15 protein-coding genes and 1 riboswitch are annotated in these 20,290 nt (G+C 75.4%); of the genes, 9 read left to right on the top strand and 6 right to left on the bottom strand.

Translation table 11 applies throughout. The annotated features are described in order from the left end of the window. On the top strand, positions 1-2,256 hold a 2,256-nt coding region (locus ACYVI6_RS09885; RefSeq protein WP_460446212.1), incomplete at its 5' end, for an NB-ARC domain-containing protein. 9 nt (positions 2,257-2,265) lie between these two features. Continuing rightward, entirely contained in the window at positions 2,266-3,147 is an 882-nt protein-coding gene (locus ACYVI6_RS09890) for an ABC transporter substrate-binding protein (protein WP_284288579.1), read from the top strand. Here ACYVI6_RS09890 and ACYVI6_RS09895 read toward each other — a convergent pair. After that, entirely contained in the window at positions 3,144-3,680 is a 537-nt protein-coding gene (locus tag ACYVI6_RS09895) for a TetR/AcrR family transcriptional regulator (protein ID WP_460446213.1), read from the bottom strand. The two genes, ACYVI6_RS09890 and ACYVI6_RS09895, sit on opposite strands and share 4 nt — an antisense overlap. Before the next feature lie 102 nt (positions 3,681-3,782). On the opposite strand from ACYVI6_RS09895, the gene ACYVI6_RS09900 reads away from it, so the two are divergent. The 3 genes from ACYVI6_RS09900 (at position 3,783) to ACYVI6_RS09910 (ending at position 5,406) form a co-directional block, all read left to right on the top strand. Continuing rightward, on the top strand, positions 3,783-4,145 hold the full coding sequence (locus tag ACYVI6_RS09900) for a DUF4267 domain-containing protein (protein WP_284288581.1): 363 nt from the start codon (positions 3,783-3,785) through the stop codon (positions 4,143-4,145). 129 nt (positions 4,146-4,274) lie between these two features. Beyond that, positions 4,275-4,661 (top strand): hypothetical protein, encoded by a 387-nt coding sequence (locus tag ACYVI6_RS09905; RefSeq protein WP_460446214.1) that lies wholly within the window; start codon positions 4,275-4,277, stop codon positions 4,659-4,661. Between the two features lie 13 nt (positions 4,662-4,674). Then, positions 4,675-5,406: a DUF6895 family protein gene (locus tag ACYVI6_RS09910; protein WP_460446215.1), complete on the top strand. Its 732-nt coding sequence runs from the start codon at positions 4,675-4,677 to the stop codon at positions 5,404-5,406. On the opposite strand, the gene ACYVI6_RS09915 is transcribed toward ACYVI6_RS09910, so the two are convergent. The 3 genes from ACYVI6_RS09915 to ACYVI6_RS09925 form a co-directional block, all read right to left on the bottom strand. After that, positions 5,403-5,972 (bottom strand): RNA polymerase sigma factor, encoded by a 570-nt coding sequence (locus ACYVI6_RS09915; RefSeq protein ID WP_460446216.1) that lies wholly within the window; start codon positions 5,970-5,972, stop codon positions 5,403-5,405. The two genes, ACYVI6_RS09910 and ACYVI6_RS09915, sit on opposite strands and share 4 nt — an antisense overlap. An 89-nt stretch (positions 5,973-6,061) precedes the next feature. Continuing rightward, a complete protein-coding gene (locus ACYVI6_RS09920) occupies positions 6,062-8,869 on the bottom strand; it encodes an AfsR/SARP family transcriptional regulator (protein WP_460446217.1) in 2,808 nt (935 codons plus the stop codon). A gap of 124 nt (positions 8,870-8,993) precedes the next feature. After that, complete coding sequence (locus ACYVI6_RS09925; protein ID WP_460446218.1) at positions 8,994-10,388, bottom strand: diguanylate cyclase domain-containing protein; 1,395 nt, start codon at positions 10,386-10,388, stop codon at positions 8,994-8,996. A 144-nt stretch (positions 10,389-10,532) separates the two neighbouring features. Between ACYVI6_RS09925 and ACYVI6_RS09930 the strand changes: the two genes are divergently transcribed. Beyond that, positions 10,533-12,650: a PP2C family protein-serine/threonine phosphatase gene (locus tag ACYVI6_RS09930; protein ID WP_460446219.1), complete on the top strand. Its 2,118-nt coding sequence runs from the start codon at positions 10,533-10,535 to the stop codon at positions 12,648-12,650. 10 nt (positions 12,651-12,660) lie between these two features. On the opposite strand, the gene nicT is transcribed toward ACYVI6_RS09930, so the two are convergent. Further along, positions 12,661-13,782: a Nickel transporter NicT gene (gene nicT / locus ACYVI6_RS09935; protein ID WP_460446220.1), complete on the bottom strand. Its 1,122-nt coding sequence runs from the start codon at positions 13,780-13,782 to the stop codon at positions 12,661-12,663. Between the two features lie 29 nt (positions 13,783-13,811). Continuing rightward, positions 13,812-14,035: riboswitch (cobalamin riboswitch) on the bottom strand. 186 nt (positions 14,036-14,221) lie between these two features. On the opposite strand from nicT, the gene ACYVI6_RS09940 reads away from it, so the two are divergent. Together ACYVI6_RS09940 and ACYVI6_RS09945 are read left to right on the top strand one after the other, a co-directional pair. Then, positions 14,222-16,228 carry a putative bifunctional diguanylate cyclase/phosphodiesterase gene (locus tag ACYVI6_RS09940; protein ID WP_460446221.1) on the top strand — a complete coding sequence of 669 codons (2,007 nt, stop codon included), beginning with the start codon at positions 14,222-14,224 and terminating at the stop codon, positions 16,226-16,228. Between the two features lie 342 nt (positions 16,229-16,570). Next, entirely contained in the window at positions 16,571-17,818 is a 1,248-nt protein-coding gene (locus tag ACYVI6_RS09945) for a PP2C family protein-serine/threonine phosphatase (RefSeq protein WP_460446222.1), read from the top strand. A gap of 460 nt (positions 17,819-18,278) precedes the next feature. Here the strand turns inward: ACYVI6_RS09945 and ACYVI6_RS09950 are convergent, their stop codons facing one another. Continuing rightward, complete coding sequence (locus ACYVI6_RS09950; protein ID WP_460446223.1) at positions 18,279-19,208, bottom strand: NAD-dependent epimerase/dehydratase family protein; 930 nt, start codon at positions 19,206-19,208, stop codon at positions 18,279-18,281. Between the two features lie 70 nt (positions 19,209-19,278). On the opposite strand from ACYVI6_RS09950, the gene ACYVI6_RS09955 reads away from it, so the two are divergent. Next, the gene (locus ACYVI6_RS09955) at positions 19,279-20,232 is read left to right on the top strand and encodes a GlxA family transcriptional regulator (protein ID WP_460446224.1); all 954 of its coding nucleotides are present in this window, start codon (positions 19,279-19,281) and stop codon (positions 20,230-20,232) included. The last annotated feature ends 58 nt before the right edge of the window (positions 20,233-20,290 follow it).

Here is a 20,290-nt window from a genome sequence, read left to right on the forward strand (position 1 = left end):
CACGCCGACCCGCTGCAGGAACGGGCCGGCGAGCTCCTGGTCACCGCGCTGGCAGCGGCCGGGCGCCGCAGCCAGGCGCTGGCCGAGCTGCAGCGCATCCGCACCGCGCTGCACGACGACCTCGGCGTCGACCTGGGCCCGGGACTGCGCCGGCTGGCGACCCGGCTGGCTGCGGGCGCGCCGGGCGGACGGGCTGCCGCGTTCGAGCCGCTGGTCCCCGCGGTGGTGCCGCGACAGCTGCCGGCGGCGGCCGACGTGTTCGTGGGCCGGGCGGAGGAGCTGGAACGCATCGATTCGTGGCTGGGGGTCGCACAGCAGGAGCACAGCCCGCTGGTGGTGATCCGGGGGTCCGGCGGGTTGGGCAAGACGGCGCTGGCCGTGCGCGCGGGCCACCGGATGGCCGAGCGGTTCCCCGACGGGCAGCTGCACGTCGTGTTCCGGTCGTTCGACCACAGCGCCCGCACCCGGAAGGCCGACGACGTGCTCCCCGGGCTGCTCGGCAGCCTCGGGGTCGCCCTCGACGAGCAGCCCTCCGACGTCGACGAGCAGGCGGCGCTGCTGCGCTCGGTGCTCGCCGACCGCAGGGTGCTGCTGCTGCTGGACGACGTGCCGGACGCCGACTCCGTGCGCGCGCTGCGCACCTCCTCGCCCGGCAGCGTCACCCTCGTCACCACCCGACGGGTGCTGCCCGGGCTGGTCGTGCACGACGGCGCCCGCGAGCTCGCCCTCGAGCCCTTCACCGAGGACGAGGGGCTCGCGCTGCTGGGTCGCCTGCTCGACGACGACGGCGGGGCCGGCGCCGACGCGACGGCGGACCGAGAGGCGGCGGCGCACCTGGTGCGGCTGTGCGGCGGGTGGCCGCTGGCCCTGCGGATCGCCGCGTCGTACGTGCCGGGTGCCCGGCTGGCCGCGCTGCCGGACGTCGTGGCGCAGCTGCAGGACGAGCGGACCCGGCTGGCGCAGCTGGCGATCCCCGACGACCCGCTCGTCGACGTCCGCGCGGTGCTGGGCTGGTCGGTGCGAGCCCTGAACCCGGACGCCGGGCGCGCCCACCGCCTGCTCGGCCTGCTGCCCGTCGAGTGCGCCGTCGCCCCGGTGGTCGCCGTCGCGCTCGACGTCGACCGGGCCGCCGCCGCCGCCGTCCTCGACGAGCTGGCCAGCCACCACCTCGCCGCACCGGTGCACGACCTCGTGCACCTGCACGCCGCCGAGCTCGCCGCCGACCTGCCGGGCGCCGACCGCCGGGCCGCGATCGCCCGGGTGCTGGACTGGTACGTCGCGACGACCGCGGCCACGATGCAGCTCATCTTCCAGGGCCCCCAGGAGTCGAGCGGCGACGACGAGTCCACCACCCCGGCCGGCGTCACCGCGACCGGGGCCGGGCCGTGGCTCGTCGAGCACGACGACGCGCTGCAGCGGCTCGTCGCGATCGCAGCGGCCCAGGACCATCCGGCCGCGCACCAGCTGCTGGCCGAGCTGCGCTCGCACCTGGGCGGGCGGGAGCTGGTGCGCTCCTGGTCGCCGGCCCTGCTGCTGGGCGAGCAGTCGGCCCGCCGCCACGGCGACCAGCGGGCCCAGGGGCAGGTGCAGCTGCTGCTCGCCGGCGTCGCCCGGGAGGACGGGCGCTTCGACGACGCGGTCGACCTGGTGCGGAACGCGGCGCACCTGCACTTCGGCGAGGGCTGGGAGAAGGAGCGCGGCTTCATCGGCATCGCGCTGTTCGAGGCCGGGCGCTACGACGAGGCGGTGACCGAGCTGGACCAGGTGCTCGTGCACCCCGAGACCACCCCGGTGCTGCGGGTGAACTACCTCGGGTTCCACGGCCTCGCGCAGTGGGCGCGCGGCGACGCCCTGGCCGCCGGGACCGCCGCCGAACGCATGGCGACGCTGTTCCAGCGCGTCGAGGCGGAGATGTCGCCGCGCTGGCGCGTCGAGGACCGCACGATGGTCGGCGGCCTGCTGCGCGTCGTCGGTGAGCACCAGCGCGCTCGGGTGCAGCTCGTGGCCGCCCTCGCCGAGACCCGCCGCTACGGCTTCGACGACCTCACGGGCGAGGTGAGCCTCGAGCTGGCGGTGGTCGAGCGCCACCTCGGCGACGCCGCCGCCGCCGAGCAGCACCTGGCGGAGGCCGTCCGGTTCGCGCCGAGCTTCCTGCGCCGGGCCCGCAGCAACGTGGCGCAGAACGCGCCGGTCTACGAGGGCTTCGCGGCGGTGCTCGACGAGATCGAGCGGCGGGTGGCGGCGGACGCCGGGTAGCGTGCCCGGGTGCGCATCGTCTCGCTGCTGCCGTCGACCACCGAGATCCTGTTCGACATCGGCGCCGGGCCGGACGTCGTGGGCGTGACCTTCGAGTGCGACCACCCGGCCGAGGCCCGCACGCGTCGGGTCGTGTCGACGTCCGCGATGCCAGAGGGCCTGTCCCCCAGGCAGATCGACGACTTCGTGGTCGCCGCGATGCGCCGCGGCGACGACCTGTACCACCTGCAGGCCGACGCGCTGGCCGACCTCGACGCCGACCTCGTCGTGACGCAGGACCTGTGCGCCGTGTGCGCGGTCGACGTGGGCGTGGTGACCGACGCGCTGTCGTACCTGGGGTGCCGGGCCGACGTGCTGACCATCGACCCGCACACGCTCGACGAGGTGCTGGAGTCGGTGCTGGTGCTCGGCCGGCGCACCGGGCGGCCCGACGCCGCGACCACCGCGGTGGCGGCCCTGCGCGACCGGCTGCACGTCGTCGCCGACACCGTGGCCGGCCGCCCCCGGCCGCGGGTCGCGGTGCTGGAGTGGGCCGACCCGCCGTACGCGCCGGGCCACTGGGTGCCCGAGCTCGTCCACGCCGCGGGCGGCACCAGCGTGCTCGGCCGCACGGGGCAGAAGTCCGTGCGCTGCACCTGGGACGACGTGCTGGCCGCCCGCCCGGACGTCGTGGTGTGCGCGCCCTGCGGCTTCGGGCTCGACGCGGCCGCCGAGCAGGCCGTCGACGTCGTGTCGCGGATGCCGGGCGTGCCGGTCTGGGCGGTCGACGCCAACGCCTCGTTCGCGCGCCCCGGCCCGCGGCTGGTCGACGGCGTCGAGGCGCTGGCCGGCCTGCTGCACCCGGAGGTCGCGCCGGCCCATCCCGACCGAGCGCGCCGAGTGGATCGCTAGGGCGAGGTCAGCAGCCGGTGCGCCTGCTGGAGCCGCGCCCTGGCCCGGGACCGCGGCAGCCGGCCCCCGGCCTGCAGGGTGGCCAGGCCGTGCACGAGCGCCCAGGCGACCTCGGCCCGGGTGGCGTCGGTGCCCGGGAACGCCGCCTGCACGGCCGCGAAGGCGCGCCGCAGCGGCTCGGGGCCGCGGCCGGCGCCGAAGCGCAGACCCGACGGCAGCGTGAACATCGCCTCGTACAGCCGCGGCCGAGCGGCTGCGAAGTCGAGGTAGGCGCGCAGCCGCAGCAGCGGCTCGGCCGGCACCGCCTCGAGCGCCTCGGCCACCGCGGTGAAGCCCTGCAGCGCGACCGCGTCGACCAGCGCCTGGCGCCCCTCGGGGAAGGCCGAGTAGAGCACCGGCTGGGTGACGCCGAGCTCGGTGGCGAGCCGGCGCACGGTCACCGCGGCCCACCCCTCCGACTCGGCGAGGTCGCCGGCGAGCCGGGTCAGCTGCGCACGGCGGGCGTCGAGGTCGGGTGCGGGTCTCGGCGTCATGAGCGCACCCTACCCAATCTCGTCTAGCAGCGCTAGACATCAGTGTGGTTCGTGGGCTAGCGTCTGTATCTAACAGCGCTAGACAAACACTTGGAGCCCACCATGACCACCGTCGCCCTCGTCCTCGCCGTCCTCGGCTGCCTCGCGATCCTCGGCATCGGCGCCCGCTTCGTCGTCGCACCCCGCCCGGCCCTCGCCGGGTTCGGGGTGCCGGAGCAGCGCCCCCGGGCGATGACCAGTGCCAAGGGCGTGCGCGACGTGACGTCCGGCATCGTCCCGCTCGTGGTGCTCGCCGCCGCCGGCCAGCACGCCTTCGGCTGGGCGATGGTGGCCGCGGCCCTCACACCGACCTGCGACGCCGTCGTGGTGGTCGCGAACGGCGGCACCCTGCGGCACGCCCTGAGCGTGCACGCCGCCACCGCGCTGGTGCTGGTCGTCGCCGGCCTGGTGCTCGCGCTCGCCTGAGCCACTCGCTTGATGGTGAGCAACGCAAGCACCCGACGAGACGCCGCGCGCGTCGTCCGCGCTGCTTGGCTGATCCGGCACGATCCAGTCCCGGGGCAGACCGGGAGCCCGTCTCGCTGGAGGTCAGAGTTGAGCTACAACAGCAGCGCGCAGATCTACGTCACCAACAACACCGGGGGCACGGCGACGGTGCACCTGTCGCACCAGTACAGCGACGACGGCACCCAGCAGGGCACCTGGACGGTGCCCGACGGGCAGAACGCCGGACCGTTGTCGGCGGGGTTCAACACCGGGTTCATGCGCACCGGCGCCGACTGGTGGTGGATCGGCCTCGAGGTGGCGGACGGGCCGCAGGCCGGCAGCTACGCCAGCGACGGCTCGGCCGACGACCCGGGCAAGATGTGCATGCTGCAGTCGCAGGACGACGGCCGGACGCTCACCTTCTCCGTCGACACGACCACGCTGGTGATGACCGAGCTGTCGGGGTCGTGCTCGACCTCGCTCAGCCCGGCCTAGGCGCAGGCACCCCGTGACCCTCCGGGCCGGCGCCGGCCCGGAGGGCGCTGCGCTCGCCCTGCGCTGCACCACCTGGCTCACCGCCCACCGGCACCGGTTCGCCCTGGTGCGGCACGACCGGGAGCCGGCGACGACGGAAGCGGTGAAGCCGCTCACCGAGCTGCTCATGGTGCTCGCGGTGCTGCACGCGGCAGACGACGCGCACGGGCTCGATCCCGCGCTGCGGCGGTGGGTGCGGACGACCACTCCGTGGGTGCTCGACGGGCTCGACCTGGTGCAGGTGCTCGACGTGCTCGCCGTGCTCGACGAGGACCCGGCGGACGTCGAGCAGCACCTGCCGGACGCCGGATCACGGCCCGCCGCCACGGTGCTCTACGACCTGACCCACGCCGTGATGGGGCGCTGCCGGCTCGGGCACCACCCGCACGCCCTGCCGCGGGCGACCTGGTCGGCGCTCACAACCGCGGCGCTCGGTCACGGCGAGCAGCGCCTCGCGGGCGGCGACCTCGACCTGGCCGCCGAGCTGCTGCTGGTCGCCGCGTGGGACCCGCGCCCCGACCCGGCGTCCGCGCGCCGACTGCACCGGGCGACCCGCGACCTGGTGCGCGCCGTCGGCGCCCGCAGCTCGGTACCCGGGCACCGCCGCGCGGTCGGCGCACCCGGCCAGCTCGACGTCTTCACCGCGCGCTACCACCCGACCCTGACGACCCTGGCGCTGCTGGGTGCCGTGCCGGGCGGTGGCTAGCCGGCGAGCAGCAGCTCGGGCTCGTCGTCCAGCATCGACCGCAGCCGCCGCAGGGCGTAGAAGCAGCGCGACCGGACGGTGCCGGACGGCAGCCCGAGCACCTCCGCGGTCTGCTCGACGCTCCGGTCGCGCAGGTAGACCTCGATCAGCACCTGACGGTCCTTGTCGGACAGCCGGCGCACCAGGTCGGTGACGACCACCCGCTCCAGCACCGAGTGACCGCCCGCCGTCGCACCGACCGTCGACATGTCGGGCTGCACGAGCTCGAGGCGGAAGGCGCGCGTGCGCGACCGGTCGATGAGCCGGTTGCGCACCATCGTGCGCAGGTAGGCGCGGGCGCCCGGGCCCTGCAGGTCGAGCTGCCGGTGCCAGACCTTGAGGAACACCTCCTGCACGACGTCCTCGGCCAGCGCGTGGTCGCCGCACAGCCGGCGGGCGTGGTCGATCAGCGCCCGCTGGTGCAGGCGCACCAGCTCGTCGAACGGCAGGCCCTCGGTCCGCTCCGACACGTCCTGCAGATGCGTCTGGTGGTCCACGGTGGTCAGCTCCTCGGTCGGCTCCAGCACTGCGACCAAGCCAAGACCACTGCCCTCAACGCGATCTCAACGCCGCGAGAGAGCCCTCCAGCTGCCCTGCGCGAGGCCCCGCCCGACGGTCACGCGCGGCGCCGGGCGTCACGCCGACGGCGCAGCTCGGCCAGGTGCGGGCGCACCGGGGCGTCGACGTCCGGCAGCTTCTCGAGCTCGTCCTCGGCGGCCTCCAGGAAGTCGAGCGACTGCTCCGCGGCGTGCGCGAGGTGCACGTCGGCCGCCCGCGGGTCGCCGAGACCCTCGGCGATCACCGCCAGCTCGAGCGCCGTCCACGCGTCCTCGTCGCTGCGGTAGCGCCGCATCTCGTCCTCGTTGCGCCAGTGCAGCGCCCGGGCGCGCGCCAGCTCGCCGAGCCGGCGCAGATGCACGGCGAGGTGGAAGCGCCGGGCGCCGGCCACGAACGGCGGCAGGCTCGCCTCGACCTGCTCGAGCAGCTGCACCGCCTGCTCGACGGTCTGCAGGGCCTCGGTCTTCTGGTCGAGCGCCAGCTGGGCGGTGGCGAGGTTGGCGAGGCTGCGCAGCCGCACCTCGTCGGACGTGCGGTCGTCGGCGATGGCCGCGGTCAGCTCGACCACCGCCTCGTCGTACCGTCGGGCCTCGCAGAGCCGGATGCCGATCCGACCCCGGTGCGCACGCCAGGCCTCGCCGTACCGCAGCTGCGTCGCCGTGCGCTCCAGCTCGACCGCCTCGTCGTACCGGAACCGCGCGACGGCGATCGGCGCCAGCAGGTACACGAGCTCGCTCTCGGCCCAGCGGTTGCCCGCCCGCTGCGCCGACGACCGGCCGAGCTCGACGGCGTGCAGCCAGGCCTCGCGGCCGTAGGTGTAGGTGACGTGCGGCCGCAGCGCGACGACGAGCCGGTGAGCACCCGGCCGGTCCGCCGCCGCAGCCACGCCGATCAGGTCGTGCAGCGTGCTCTCCTGCGCGCGCAGCCAGTCGGCCGCCGCCGCGTCGTCGTCGAACGGGTCGTCGGCGGGCGCCTCCGCCGGCACCGGCCCGTCCGCGGAGGCGACCTCGCCGTACGTGCGCCAGACCGCCGCCGTCAGCGTGCGCTCGTGGTACCCGAGCACGCGGTCGAGCGCGGCGTGCCGGTCGGCGAGCGGCAGCTGCTGCGCGAGGTGGTGCGCGTGCAGGTGCACCAGGTCGTGCACCGGGTCGGCGAGGTGGTGGCCGGCCAGCTCGGTGAGCACGCCGGACGCCGCCTCGGTGCCGACCTCGAGCGCCGCGGCGAGGGTGGGCGCGGTGGCGGCCGAGCCGGGCAGCAGCCCGAGCAGGCAGTAGCCCAGCGCGGCCCGCTCCGACAGCGCCTCGACCGACCAGTCCAGGACGGCGCGGACGTCGGCGAGCGGGTCGTCGGGCACCGACAGCAGCTGCAACCGGGTGCGCTCGTCGACCAGCTGCGCGACGGCGTCCGGCAGCGTCCAGCTGGCCGTGCTGCGCAGCACGAGGCTGGCGGCCAGCCGCAGCCCGAGCGGCCAGCCCCCGCACAACCGGGCCAGCTGCTCCGCCGACTCGACCGACCAGTCGGGCCGCTCGCCGAGCAGCTGCTGCAGCAGCTCGACGCCGGCCGCGGGGACGAGCGGCTGCAGGACCAGCTCGACGGCGCCCTCGCGCGCCACCAGCCCGGGCAGCGACCGCCGCGAGGTGACCAGGACGGCGCTGCCGGGAGCCGCCGGCAGCAGCGCCCGCACGGTCTCGGCGTCCGGCACGTCGTCGAGCACGAGCAGCACCCGCCGGTCGGCCAGCAGCGTGCGGTACAGGTCGGACCGCTCGTGCTGGTCGGCCGGCTGCTGGTCGCGGCCGACCCCGAGACCGGCCAGCAGCCCGGGCAGGACGTCGGCGACGGTGCGCGTCTCGGACGTCGGGTCGTAGGTGTGGAACGTCGCGTGCAGCTGGCCGTCCGGGAAGTGCTCGGTGAGCCGGTGCGCGACGTGCAGGGCGAGCGCCGACTTGCCCAGTCCCCCGGCGCCGCAGACGGTGACGAGCCGGCCGGCGGCTGCGGACCCGGCCGGCCGCCCCCGCAGGGCCTCGGCGACCCGCCGCACCTCCGCCGTCCGGCCGCCGAAGCCGTGCGGTGGGGCGGGCAGCTGCCGTGGGACGGCGCGCGCGGCCGTCACGTGCGCCGCCGGCTCGCTCAGCTGGCGGGCCAGCCGGCCCAGACCCGGGCCGGGCCGCACCCCGAGGTCGCTGCGCAGCGCCTCCTCGATGCGGCGCAGCTCGCTGAGCGCCTCGCCGCGGCGCCCGTTCGCGGCCAGCGCGGCGACGTACAGCTCGCCCGTCTCCTCGCGCAGCGGGTTCTCGCGCACCAGCGGACGCAGCGCGTCGGCCGCCTCCCAGGGCCGGCCCAGGCGCAGCAGCAGCCCGGCCAGCTGCTCGGCCAGCGACGTCCGCAGCTGGTCGAGCTCGTGGCGCTGCGCCTCGGCGCCGGCCCCGCCCGCGCCGGCCAGCGCGGGCCCGCGCCACGACGCCAGGGCCTCGGCGAGCAGCCGCACCGCCCGCTCGGGGTCGCCTTCCGCCACCGCCCGAGCCGCCGCCGGACCGGCCGCGCGCGCCACGACGGCGTCGCACCCGTCGGCCGAGAGCTCGAGGGCGTACCCCGCCGCCGAGCGGGTCAGCCGCTCGGCACCCAGCACGCGGCGCAGCGACCAGACGTAGGTGTGCAGCGAGGCCGCCGGGCGCTCGGGGGGCTCGTCGCCCCACACCGCGTCGACCAGCTGGTCGGCCGACCACACCCGCCCCGGCGAGAGGGCGAGGCAGGCCAGCACCGCCTGCTGCAGCGGCGGACCGCCCGGCACCCGGCGGTCACCGAGCTCGACCTCCACCGGCCCGAGCAGGAGCACCCGGGGCTCGACCGAGGCGTCGTCCGTCGTCACGGCGCCGCCACGACGACTGTTGCGCACGGACGACGGCTGCCGCCCGCGGGGTACCCGGGGCGGCACCGGCGCGGGGAGGGCACGACCTGACGATACTGAAACCGTTGCCCGACAGCCAGATCGGTCAGCGCCGCTGCTTGTGGGCGTACATCGCGGTGTCGGCGCGGCGCAGCAGCTCGGCGGCTGCGAGCGGGGCGGACGGCAGCGACATCGCGATGCCCACGCTCAGCCCGACGGTGAAGGTGCCCGCCTCCGTCTGCACGGGCTCCGCCACGGCCGCCAGGAGCCGCCGGCGGATGGCCTCCACCGCCGGCTCGTCGACGTGCGTGCAGATCGCCACGAACTCGTCGCCGCCCAGGCGGGCGATCGTGTCGGTGGGCCGCACGCAGCGCTCCAGCCGCTGCGCGATCTCGCGCAGCACCTCGTCGCCGGCGGCGTGCCCGCCGGTGTCGTTCACCGCCTTGAACCCGTCGAGGTCGCAGTAGAAGACGCCCACGGACTGGCCGGCGGACTGGCCGGCGGCGTCGAGCGCCGTCCGCAGCCGCTCCAGGGCCACGCTGCGGTTGGGCAGTCCGGTGAGGCCGTCGCGGCGGGCGGCGTTGCGCAGCCCGGCCTCGCGGGCCCGCTGCTCGGTGACGTCGGTCATCGCGACGACGGCGCCGGTGACCGAGCCGTCCGGTGCGTGCAGCGCCCGGCCGCGGCACGAGACGGCGGTGGCCGGCTGGTCGGCGGGCGCGATGATGATGACGGCGTCGTCGACGCTCCCCTCCCACAGCGCGCGCAGCAGCGGCACCTCCTCGGGCGCGACGGGCGTGACCCCGTCGGCGTGGAACAGGCTGTAGGCGGTCGAGAAGGCGTCGGGCTCGAGCTCGGCGTCGATGTCGCCGCCCTGCCACTCACGGGTCTGCCGGTTGAAGAGGGTCAGCCGGCCGTCGGCGTCGCAGGCGACGATGCCGACGTCCACGGAGTCGAGCAGCACCCGGTCGAACTCGGCGCGGGACTGCAGCTGCGCGAGGGTCGCCTCCAGCAGGTCGCGCGCCTGCGCGGCCTCCGCGGCCAGGCGCTCCTGGCGGCGCGACTGCGCGCGGCGCTCGAAGAGCACGCCGAGGATGCCTGCCAGGTCGTCGAGCCGCGCCAGGCGGTCGTCGGTCAGCCGACGCGGGTCCTCGTCGAAGACGCACAGCGTGCCGATGACCAGCTGCTCGGCGCCCACGCGGATGGGCGACGCGGCGTAGCACCGGACGGCGCCGAGCGCGCCGGTCACCCACGGGTTGTCGGCGAAGCGGTCGTCCTGCCGGGCGTCGGGGGCGTGCACGCTCGTGCCGGCGCGCACCGTGACGGCGCACATGGAGTCGACGGCGGGGCTGCGCGACCCGGTGAAGCCGACCGTCGCGATCTGGCACTGCGACCGCTCGTCGAGGACGTTGACCGTCGCCTTCGTCGTGCCCGCCACGTGCGCGGCGAGCCGCACGACGGCTTCGACCTCGGCGTCCACCTCGAGGGGTGCCTGGACTGACAACGAACCCCTCCTGGTCGACGCGTGCGAATGCCCCTCCGCCCCATCGGCCGACGCCCCCGCGGACTTGAGGGTGCATATGCTCGGTCCCCTCATGACGATGCGGCGGACCGGTCGACGACCTGCGACCAGAGGATCGGGCGACGCGTGCTGACCACCGAGACGACGGCGGCCGACCTCGCCCTGGTGGCCGGGAGCGACCCGTCCGCGGTGCTGCTGGTCGACCTCGCCACCCGCGAGGTGGTCTTCACCAACGCGGTCGCCGACCAGCTCGCGCCCGGCGTGGCGCTGCCGGTGGCGGTCGACGCCTGGGCCGACGCCGCCCGGCTGCGCGACCTCGACGGCGAGCCGCTGGCCGACACCGACCACCCGCTGTCGAAGCTGGCGCGCGCCGAGCCCGTCAACGGCCAGGGCGTGTCGGCCGGCCGGCCCAGCGAGCTCGGGGTGCAGCGCGAGCCCCTCTGGGTGGTCGCGCTCCCGATGACCGACGTGCCGCAGCTGCCGCAGCACGCCGTCGTGCTCTTCCTGCCGCTGGCCCGCCGCAGCGACGCGGAGGTCGCCGGCGACGTCGCGCGGCTCGAGCTGCAGCTGCGCGAGCGCGCCGTGCTGGCCACCGGGATGTCGTTCACGGTGGCCGACGCCCGCGCCGAGGACCAGGCGCTGGTCTGGGTGAACCCGGCCTTCACGGTGACGACGGGGTACGCCTACGAGGAGGCCGTCGGGCGCAACTGCCGGTTCCTGCAGGGTCCGGGCACCGACCCGGCGACCCCCAAGGCGATCCGCGCGGCCCTCGACGCCGGGGAGCACATCTCGACCATCGTGCTGAACCACCGCAAGGACGGCACGGCGTTCTGGAACCAGCTGTCGATCAGCCCCATCCACGACGCCGCCGGCGAGGTCACCCACTTCGTCGGCGTCCAGACCGACGTGACCGTGCGGATCCTGGCCGACGCCGAGCGCGACCGGGCGCTGGCCGCCGAGCGCGAGGCGCGGGCCGATGCCGAGGCCGCGCAGGCCCGGCTGCGGCTGCTGGCCGAGGCGACCGCGCAGCTGGCCGGCACCCTCGACGTCGCGCAGTGCCACCGCCGCCTGGTCGACCTCGTCGTGCCCGACCTCGCCGACTGGGCGATGGTCATCACCGACGACCAGCCGGGGCGGCCGCGCGAGGTCGTCGCCCGGCACGCGCGGCCCGATCACGAGCAGCTGCTGCGCGAGTACTCGGCCGCGCTGCAGCGGTCCCTCGTGCAGGGCTCCCCCGCCGAGACGCTGCTCGGCGGGGTGCAGGCGCGGCGGATCAGCGACTACGACCACCCCGAGCGGCGCGCCGAGCGGGAGTCGTGGGTCACCGACACCGAGGTGCTCGACCGCAGCGACGCCCTCGGCGCCGCCTCGCTCATGCTGCTGACGCTCGCCGGCGGCGGGCCGGACGGCGACGTGCTGCTGCTCGTGCGCGGCCCGGACAGCCCGCGGCACACCGAGGCCGACCTCGAGATCGCCGTCGACCTCACCCGCCGGGCCGGGTTGATCATCGACAACGCGCGGCTGTACGAGCGCGAGCACGCGATCGCCGCGACCCTGCAGTCGAGCCTGCTGCCCGTGCTGCCCGACGTCCCCGGCCTGCAGGTCGAGGCCCGGTACCAGGCGGCGGCGTCCGGTGCGTACGTCGGCGGCGACTTCTACGAGGTCATCCCGCTGCCCGGGGGGTCGGTCGGCGTGGCCATCGGCGACGTCGTCGGCCACGACGTGCTGGCTGCGGCGGCCATGGGGCACCTGCGCGGGCTGCTGCGCGCCTGCGCCTGGGACGTCGCGCGCGGATCGGCGGCCACCGTGCTCGAGCGCGTCGACGACCTGCTCGCCGGGCTCGGCATCCCCACGATGGCCACGATGGTCTACGCCCGGCTCGACCCGCACCCGGGCGGCGGGTGGGCGCTGACCCACTCGAACGCCGGTCACCCCCCGCTGCTGGTGCGCCGCGCCGACGGCGCCGTCGAGGAGCTGAGCGCACCGCCGCAGCTGATGCTCGGCGTCGCCCCGACGTCCCGCCACGCCTCGATGCACCGGCTGCGGCCGGGCGACACCCTGCTCGCCTGCACCGACGGCCTGGTCGAGCGCCGCGACCGCGACCTCACCGAGGGCCTCGACGAGCTGCGGCAGGCCCTGGCCCGAGGACCCGCAGCGCTGCCCGACCTCGCCCAGCACCTGCTCGACACGCACGCCAGCCCGGACGACGACACCGCCCTGCTGCTGCTGCACGTCGACGGGTAGCGGCCGCCGGTCAGCCCGACGCCGGCGGGGAGGCCCAGCGGGTCTCGACGCGGGCGATCTTCCAGTACGCCACGGCCACCGCCCAGACGACGACGAACAGGCCGACCACGCCGTAGCCGAGGTAGTCGAGGCCGAGCCCGGCCACCCACCCCGAGACGGCGTCCTCGAGGCCGAGCTTGTCGTGCAGCACGGTGATCAGCTCGATGCTGCCGATGAGCACGGCCACGGCGACCGACAGGCCGGTGATCGTGAGGTTGTAGTAGACCTTGCGGATCGGGTTGGCGAACGCCCAGTCGTAGGCGACGTTCATGAACGCGCCGTCCAGGGTGTCGAACAGCGACATGCCGGCCGCGAACAGCAGCGGCAGCACCAGCACGGCGTACCAGGGCAGCCCGGACGCCGCACCCGCCCCGGCCAGCACCAGCAGCGCGATCTCGCTGGCGGTGTCGAAGCCGAGGCCGAAGACCAGCCCGACCGGGTACATCTGCCACGGCCGCACGGCCGACCCCGTCGCCCGCCGGGTGAGGCGGGCCAGCAGGCCGCGGGAGTCGAGGGCCCGCTCGAGCTGCTGCTCGTCGAACGCGCCGGCCCGCATCCGCCGGAAGACCCGCACGATGCCCACCAGCGCCACGAGGTTCACGATCCCGATGACGTACAGGAACACGCCGGACGTGCTGGTCGCGACGACGCCGAGCACCTGGTGCGCACCGGAGTCCTCGCGCATGAGGGTGCCCGCCACCTGCGTGCCCGCGGCCACGAGCAGCGCCATGACGACGACCACCGTCGAGTGGCCGAGCGCGAACCAGAACCCCACCGTGACCGGCCGCTGCCCGTCGGCCATGAGCTTGCGGGTGGTGTTGTCGATCGCCGCGATGTGGTCGGCGTCGAACGCGTGCCGCACGCCGAGGGTGTACGCGGTGACACCGAGGCCGATGCCGAACACCTGGGTGCCGACCTGCAGCTGCTGCGGGGCGACGGCCAGCACCAGCGTGCCCCAGGCCAGGGCGTGCATCGCGACCACCACCCCCAGCACCGCGACGGCCCGGCGGACCTCGAGACGGGTCCAGGGTCGGCGGCGTCCGGACGTCGGCGGGGTCGCCGACGGGCGGGTTCGGGCAGGGGTGAGCGCCATGGGCGAGCTCCAAGTCCTCGTGGATGCGTCGGTCCTGCAGCGCCGTGGCCGGTCTCCTGGCTCCGGGTGCCGAGCGGGCGGCCGTCGACGACGTCCGCACCGCTGGGCGACGCGCCCACCTTCCCGAGCCGGAGCCCAGTGGCCGCCCTCGCCGAGACGCAGCGAGGGCACGGACGTGTCATCCCGTTCACAGTGGCGAGGGCCGCGCCGGATTCGAACCGGCTTCCCGAGCACCACGGCGAGACGCACGCTAGGCCACGAGGTCGCGCGGCTGCAACGCCGCCGTCCCGACCGGACGGCCTGGCCGGTGGTCGACAGGGTCCCGGGGGCGGGTCGTCGCGTCCGCCCGGCGCCGAGCAGCCGGAGGCCCTAGGTTGGGCGCTGGTTCGGTCAGGAGCCTCGGAGCGCCCTGGCGGCGCCGTGCCGGGGGTGGCGAACCGTGAGCGGATCAGCAGCGGGCGGGGAGCAGCTCGACGCCCTCGGGCGACCTGCGATGAGCCTGCCGCCGCTGCCTTCGGGTGGACGAGGCCGGGGACGCCGCGTCGACACGGCGGCGCTCTCCAGCTGCATCGAGGAGTTCGCGCGCACCGTGACGGGCGAGTTCGACGCCCCCGACATCCTGCGGCAGCTGGTGCTGTCGGCCACGCAGGTGCTGCAGGTCGACGGCGGCGGCGTGATGGCGCCCTCCGACGCCGGCACCGAGCTGCTGCGGATGGTGTTCGCGGTGAGCGGGCCGCTCGGCGAGCTGGACGAGCTGCAGGAGGTGCTCGACCAGGGCCCCTGCCGGCACGCCTTCGAGGTCGAGCAGGTGGTGAACCTGGCCGACGTGCGCACCGAGGGCAACTGGCCGCAGTACATGGCGGCGGCGGACGAGCTCGGTGTGCGCGCGGTGGCCTGCGTGCCGCTGCTGGCGCGCGGGCGGCGGTGGGGGGTGCTCGACCTGTACCGCTACGCGTCGACGCCGCTGAGCGAGGAGGAGCTGGCGGCCGCCGCCACCCTCGCCAGCCTGGCGACGTCCTACCTGGTCGTCGCCGACGACCGCGACCGCGCCCGGCGGGCCCAGCACGCGCTCACCGAACGGGCCATGCACGACACCCTGACCGGGCTGCCGGTGCGCTGGGTGTTCCTCGAGCAGCTCGACCACGCCCTGACCCGGCTGCACCGCGCCGACGGCCTGCTCGGCGTGCTGTTCTGCGACCTCGACGGCCTCAAGTACGTCAACGACACCTACGGCCACCTGGCCGGCGACCGGCTGATCCGGACGGCGGTCGACCGGGTGCGGGCGGCGCTGCGCCCGGCCGACGTGCTGGCCCGCATCGGCGGCGACGAGTTCGTGGTGCTGCTGGAGGACCTCGCCACGGCCGACGCAGCGGCCGTCGTCGCGCAGCGCGTGCTGCAGGAGGTCGCGGCGCCGTGGCAGCTGGACGGGCACGATCAACGGTTGTCGATGAGCATCGGCGTCGCGGTCACCGACGACCCGGCCGCCGCCGGGGACGCCCTGATCTCGCACGCGGACGCCGCGATGTACCGGGCCAAGCGGGCCGGCCCCGGCCGCGCCGAGGTGTTCGACTCGAAGGTGTACGCCGCCGACCGGGCCGCCAGCGAGGCCCGCGAGCGCTTCGCCGACGACCTGCGCGACGCGCTGGACGCCGGGCAGCTCGAGGTGCACTACCAGCCCGTCGTGCACCTGACCGAGCACGACCCCGGTGGCCCCGCCTGGGGCGACCCCGGCCTGCCGCACGGGGGCCACCCGGTGCACGCGGTCGAGGCGCTGCTGCGCTGGCGCCACCCCACCCGCGGCCTCCTCGTCGCCGACGACTTCATCGCGACCGCGGCCCGGTCTGGCCTGCTGCCGCAGCTGGGGCGGTGGGTGCTGCGCAGCGCGCTGGACCAGCTGCGCGACTGGCAGCGGGAGCTGGGCGCCCGGGCGCCCGGCCACGTGCTGGTCAACGTCTCTGCCGGCGAGCTGCTCGCCCCCGGCTTCGTCGCCGAGGTGCAGGACGCGCTCACCGCCGGCCGCACCCGCCCCGGGCGGCTCACCGTCGAGGTCACCGAGAGCGACCTGTTCGCCGACGTCGACGCTGCGCTGCAGGCGGTGAACGCGGTGCGGCAGCTCGGCTGCCAGGTGGCGCTGGACGACTTCGGCGTCGGTCACTCCTCGTTGAGCCGGCTGCTCGAGCTGCCCGCCGACGTGCTCAAGGTGGACCGCGCGTTCATCCGCACCGTCCCGGGCGACCCCGGCGCGGAGGCCGTCCTCGCCGCCGTGCTGGCCCTCGGGCGCGACCTGGCGCGGACGGTCGTCGTCGAGGGCGTCGAGACCGCCACCACCCTGCACGCGCTGCGCGACGCCGGCGTCCGCTACGCCCAGGGGTACTACTTCACCGCGGCGCTGCCGGCGGGCGAGCTCAGCACCCGGCTCCGGGCGGGGACCATCACCACGGACTGAGCCGCCGTCACGCTCCCCGGCGGTGCACGACGCCGGACTCCCCACCACCCGCGACGACCTCGGCGCGGAAGGCGGTCCACGCCGCCGCGTCGCCGAAGTGCGTCCGGAGCACCGCGGTGTCCACGCCGCGAGGGTCGGCGAGCGGTCCGCAGGTCGTGGTCGCCACGCACACCCGTCCCGCGACCGGCGCGCCGACGACGGACGACGGGGACCGCCCCCTGCCTGCTCGCTGAGGGCCGGGCGGACGTCGAGGGCCCCGGGCGCCGACGTCACGGCGGGGGCCCGGCTGCGTGTCGCTCGGTCCTGGCTCGGACCCGCTCGGGAGTGGGTGAAGATGGCCTCGTGGACGAGAACGCCCGTGACGGCGACGGACCCCTGGGCGACCTGCTCGAGGCTTCGCACCTGGCTGCTCCGCACCTTCTTCCGCGGCTCGTCGCACGCTGTGCCGAAGCGCTGGGAGCGGCCGGTGCGCTCATCTTCCTGGCCGACCTGCAGCAGCAGACCCTCGTCCCCTTCTCGGATCCCGATGGCCCTGATGCCGACAAGCACCCGACGGCTCTGTCCATCGACTCCACGATGGCGGGACGCGCCTTCCAGCTGGTGCGCGTCCACACCCAGCGCGCCGACCCACCTCGCGCCGCCCGCGTGTGGCTCCCGCTGCTCAACGGCAGCGAACGCCTCGGGGTGCTCGAGGTCGAGGTCCACGCGCTGGAGGACGTCGAGCGCGACGACAGCCTCCTGGTCACGCGTCTGCGCCGGCTGGCGTCGCTGACCGCGGAGCTGGTGACGGCAAAGACCCCGTACGGCGACACCATCGTCCAGCTGCGACGCCAGCAACGCATGGGCCTCGCGGCCGAGATCCAGTGGGGCCTGCTGCCCCCCTTGACGTTCGTCGACGGCAACGTCGCCATCGCCGGCGTCCTGGAGCCGGCCTACGAGGTCGCTGGCGACACGTTCGACTACTCCGTCGACCCCGGCCGCGTCCACGTCGCGCTCTTCGACGCGATGGGGCACGGCCTGGCCAGCGCCCAGCTGGTGTCTCTCGCGGTCGCGTCCTACCGCAACGGACGCCGGGCCGGACGCACCATGACCGACATCGCCCGGGCGACCGACGCGGTGCTGACCCAGACCCTCGGCGAGGTCGGCTTCGCCACGGCCCTGCTCATGGAGCTGGACACGCAGACCGGCCAGCTCCTCTGGGTCAACGCGGGCCACCCCAAGCCGCTGCTGCTGCGCGGCGGGAAGCAGGTCAAGGCACTGCACGCGCGCATCACCCCGCCGCTCGGGCTCGGCTGGACCCAGAACGAGCCGCTCATCTCCATCGGCACCGAGACCCTCGAGCCAGGCGACCGGGTCCTGCTCTACACCGACGGTGCCATCGAAGCCCGGTCCCCGGAGGGTCGGTTCTTCGGCGTCGACCACCTCGCTGACCTCCTGCTCCGTCACCTCGCGGACGGCATGCCGGCCCCCGAGACCATGCGACGGGTCGTCAACGCCCTGCTCGAGCACCACGACGACCAGCTCTCCGACGACGCGACCCTGCTCCTGCTCGAGTGGCGAACCGGCAACGAGGACGCCGTCCGCTCGTGAGCCTGCGCGCGGTGGGTGCGCTGGCCCGGGCCACCAGGGAGCGGGCACGCCCTCAGGGTCGCCCTGTCGTGACGGCCGGCCGCTTCCTCCCTCGACGCCGCGCCGTCGCACGCTGTGCGCGGCTCGCCGGGGTCCGTCATCATCCGGAGCGATCGGCCCCACCCTGGTCTCGAGGGTGGGGCCGACCGGCGTGCACCGGAGGCCGGCCGTTCTCTGGACCGAACGCCCGCGTCGTCCACGCTAGGCGCAGGGACCGTCCGCGCCACCGGGGCTCGGGGCTCTGTCGAGGGGCGACGACCTACCGGCGGCCGGCGGATGCCGATGGCCTGACCCGAGGACGCGCCCACACCGCTCGGGAGTCATGACGCCGACAACCGCTTGGCGCTTGACGTCAGGTGCTTGTCGACGTCCAGCCCAGCGGGATCAGAGCGTCGGGAGCCCCGCCAGGGTCTCGCTCAGGTCATGCGGCTCGGGGGTGGTCGCCGGCCAGGGTGTGGCGCAGGACGGCGTCCAAGGGTGTGGGCCGCACCCCGAGCACCTCCTGGGTGAAGGCGGAGTCCAGGATGTGCGGGCTCTCGTTGCTGTACAGCATCTCCAGCAGCTCGCCGAACATCGGCTGCGTCCGAGCCAGCTCGACCAGATCCTGGCGGTGCAGACGGCGGAGCCGAGGGGCGGCGACGCCAGCCAGCTCGGCCAGCTGCTCGGTCAGGCGACGTACCGACACCGACGACGTGGCCGGTACGTGCCACGCCCGGCCCCAGGCGCGATCCGCACCGCTGGCCGCGACGAGTGTCCGGGCGATGTCCTCGGTGTAGTTCCAGCTGTGCGGGGCGTCGAGGTCGCCCGGGTAGGAGGCCTCCTCACCGGCCAGCACGGCAGCGGCGACGAACAGGGCGTAGGCGCCGACCGGGCCCGGGCCGAGGAAGCCCGCGGACCGCACCTCGGTGACCCGCACGCGACCGGCCTCGTGCGCCGCCAGCGCGTCCTGCCACATCTGCGCCCGGACCCGGCCCTTGACCGTGGTGGCCGACATCGGCAGGTCCTCGGTCATGGGTCCCTCGACGGGTCCGTACCCGTAGGTGTTGCCGAGCATCACGTAGTCGGCGCCGGTGCGTTCGACGGCGGTCAGCAGGGCGGCGGCCATCGGCGGCAGGTCGGTGGCCCACTGCGGGAAGGGGGGGATGGCGCAGTTGACCAGGACCCGGGCGCCCTGCGTGAGGTCGGTGAGACGGTCCGCATCGGTGACGTCGGCGGCCACGAGCTCGACCAGGGGGTGGTCGACGCCGCGCCCGCTCCTGGTGATCTGACGGACGTGCTCGCCGGCCTCGGCGAACTGGCGGGCGGTGGGCAGGCCGGCTGCGCCGGCCCCGGTGACGACGACGAAGGACATGACATCAGCGTGCGCCGATGGTCAGCGGTACGGTAGTGGCCAGAAGGACACGTCACCGGAGGTTCAGGCCATGCACCGCGTCGTCGTCATCGCCGTCCCGCCGGTCGTCGCGTTCGACCTCTCCATCCCGGAGCTGATCTTCCGTGCGGTCGAGATCGACGGGCGCCCGGCGTACGACATCCGGGTCTGCACGGCCGAACCAGGGATCCTGCCCTCCGACGGCGCCTTCGACGTGGTCGTCCGCGAGGGACTGGAGGCGGTCGCCGAGGCCGACACGGTCATGGTGACCGGCGGGGCCGCGCGCGAGGACGTCCCGCCGGCCGTGCTGGACGCCCTGCGCACAGCGACCGCCGCCGGTGCACGCGTCGCCTCGATCTGCACGGGCGCCTTCGTCCTCGCCGCGGCCGGCCTGCTGGAGCACCGTCGCGCCACCACCTACTGGCTGAAGTCGGACAGCTTCCGACGCCGGTACCCCGACGTCCACCTCGAACCGGACGTGCTCTTCGTGGAGGACGGCCCGGTGCTCACCTCCGCCGGCCTCGCGGCCGGCATCGACCTCTGCCTGCACATCATCCGGTCCGACCACGGAGCAGCGGTGGCCAACCAGGCGGCCCGGCTGGCCGTCGTCGCGCCCGTGCGCCCCGGGGGGCAGGCCCAGTTCATCCGAGCGCCGCTGCCCCCCGAGACCGGCACCTCGCTCGCCGGCACCCGGGAGTGGGCCGCGCAGCGACTCGACGAACCGCTCACGCTCACCGACCTGGCCCGCCACGCCCGCAACAGCGTCCGCACCCTCACCCGCCGGTTCCAGGCCGAGACGGGCCTCAGCCCGCTGCAGTGGCTGCTGCACCAGCGTCTCGACCTGGCCCGAGAGCTGCTCGAGGTCACCGACCTGCCGATCGACGTGGTCGCCGCCCGCAGCGGTCTCGGCAGCGCCGACTCGATGCGACGGCACCTGGTCCGGCGAGTCGGACTGACGCCGACCGCCTATCGCCGCTCCTTCGCCCCGACGCCGGTACATCGCTGAGAGCGCTGCTCGCGCTGCCGGTCAGGTCGACGCTGCCTCTGAGCTGACCGCGAGGTCC

Source organism: Angustibacter aerolatus (genome assembly GCF_054776675.1).

What these genes read in the sequence shown, in the direction of transcription:
- ACYVI6_RS09900 (WP_284288581.1), top strand. Translation starts at nt 3,783, where the DNA reads ATGACCACCGTCGCCCTCGTCCTCGCCGTCCTCGGCTGCCTCGCGATC.
- ACYVI6_RS09950 (WP_460446223.1), bottom strand. Translation starts at nt 19,208, where the DNA reads ATGTCCTTCGTCGTCGTCACCGGGGCCGGCGCAGCCGGCCTGCCCACC.
- nicT (WP_460446220.1), bottom strand. Translation starts at nt 13,782, where the DNA reads ATGGCGCTCACCCCTGCCCGAACCCGCCCGTCGGCGACCCCGCCGACG.
- ACYVI6_RS09895 (WP_460446213.1), bottom strand. Translation starts at nt 3,680, where the DNA reads ATGACGCCGAGACCCGCACCCGACCTCGACGCCCGCCGTGCGCAGCTG.
- ACYVI6_RS09955 (WP_460446224.1), top strand. Translation starts at nt 19,279, where the DNA reads ATGCACCGCGTCGTCGTCATCGCCGTCCCGCCGGTCGTCGCGTTCGAC.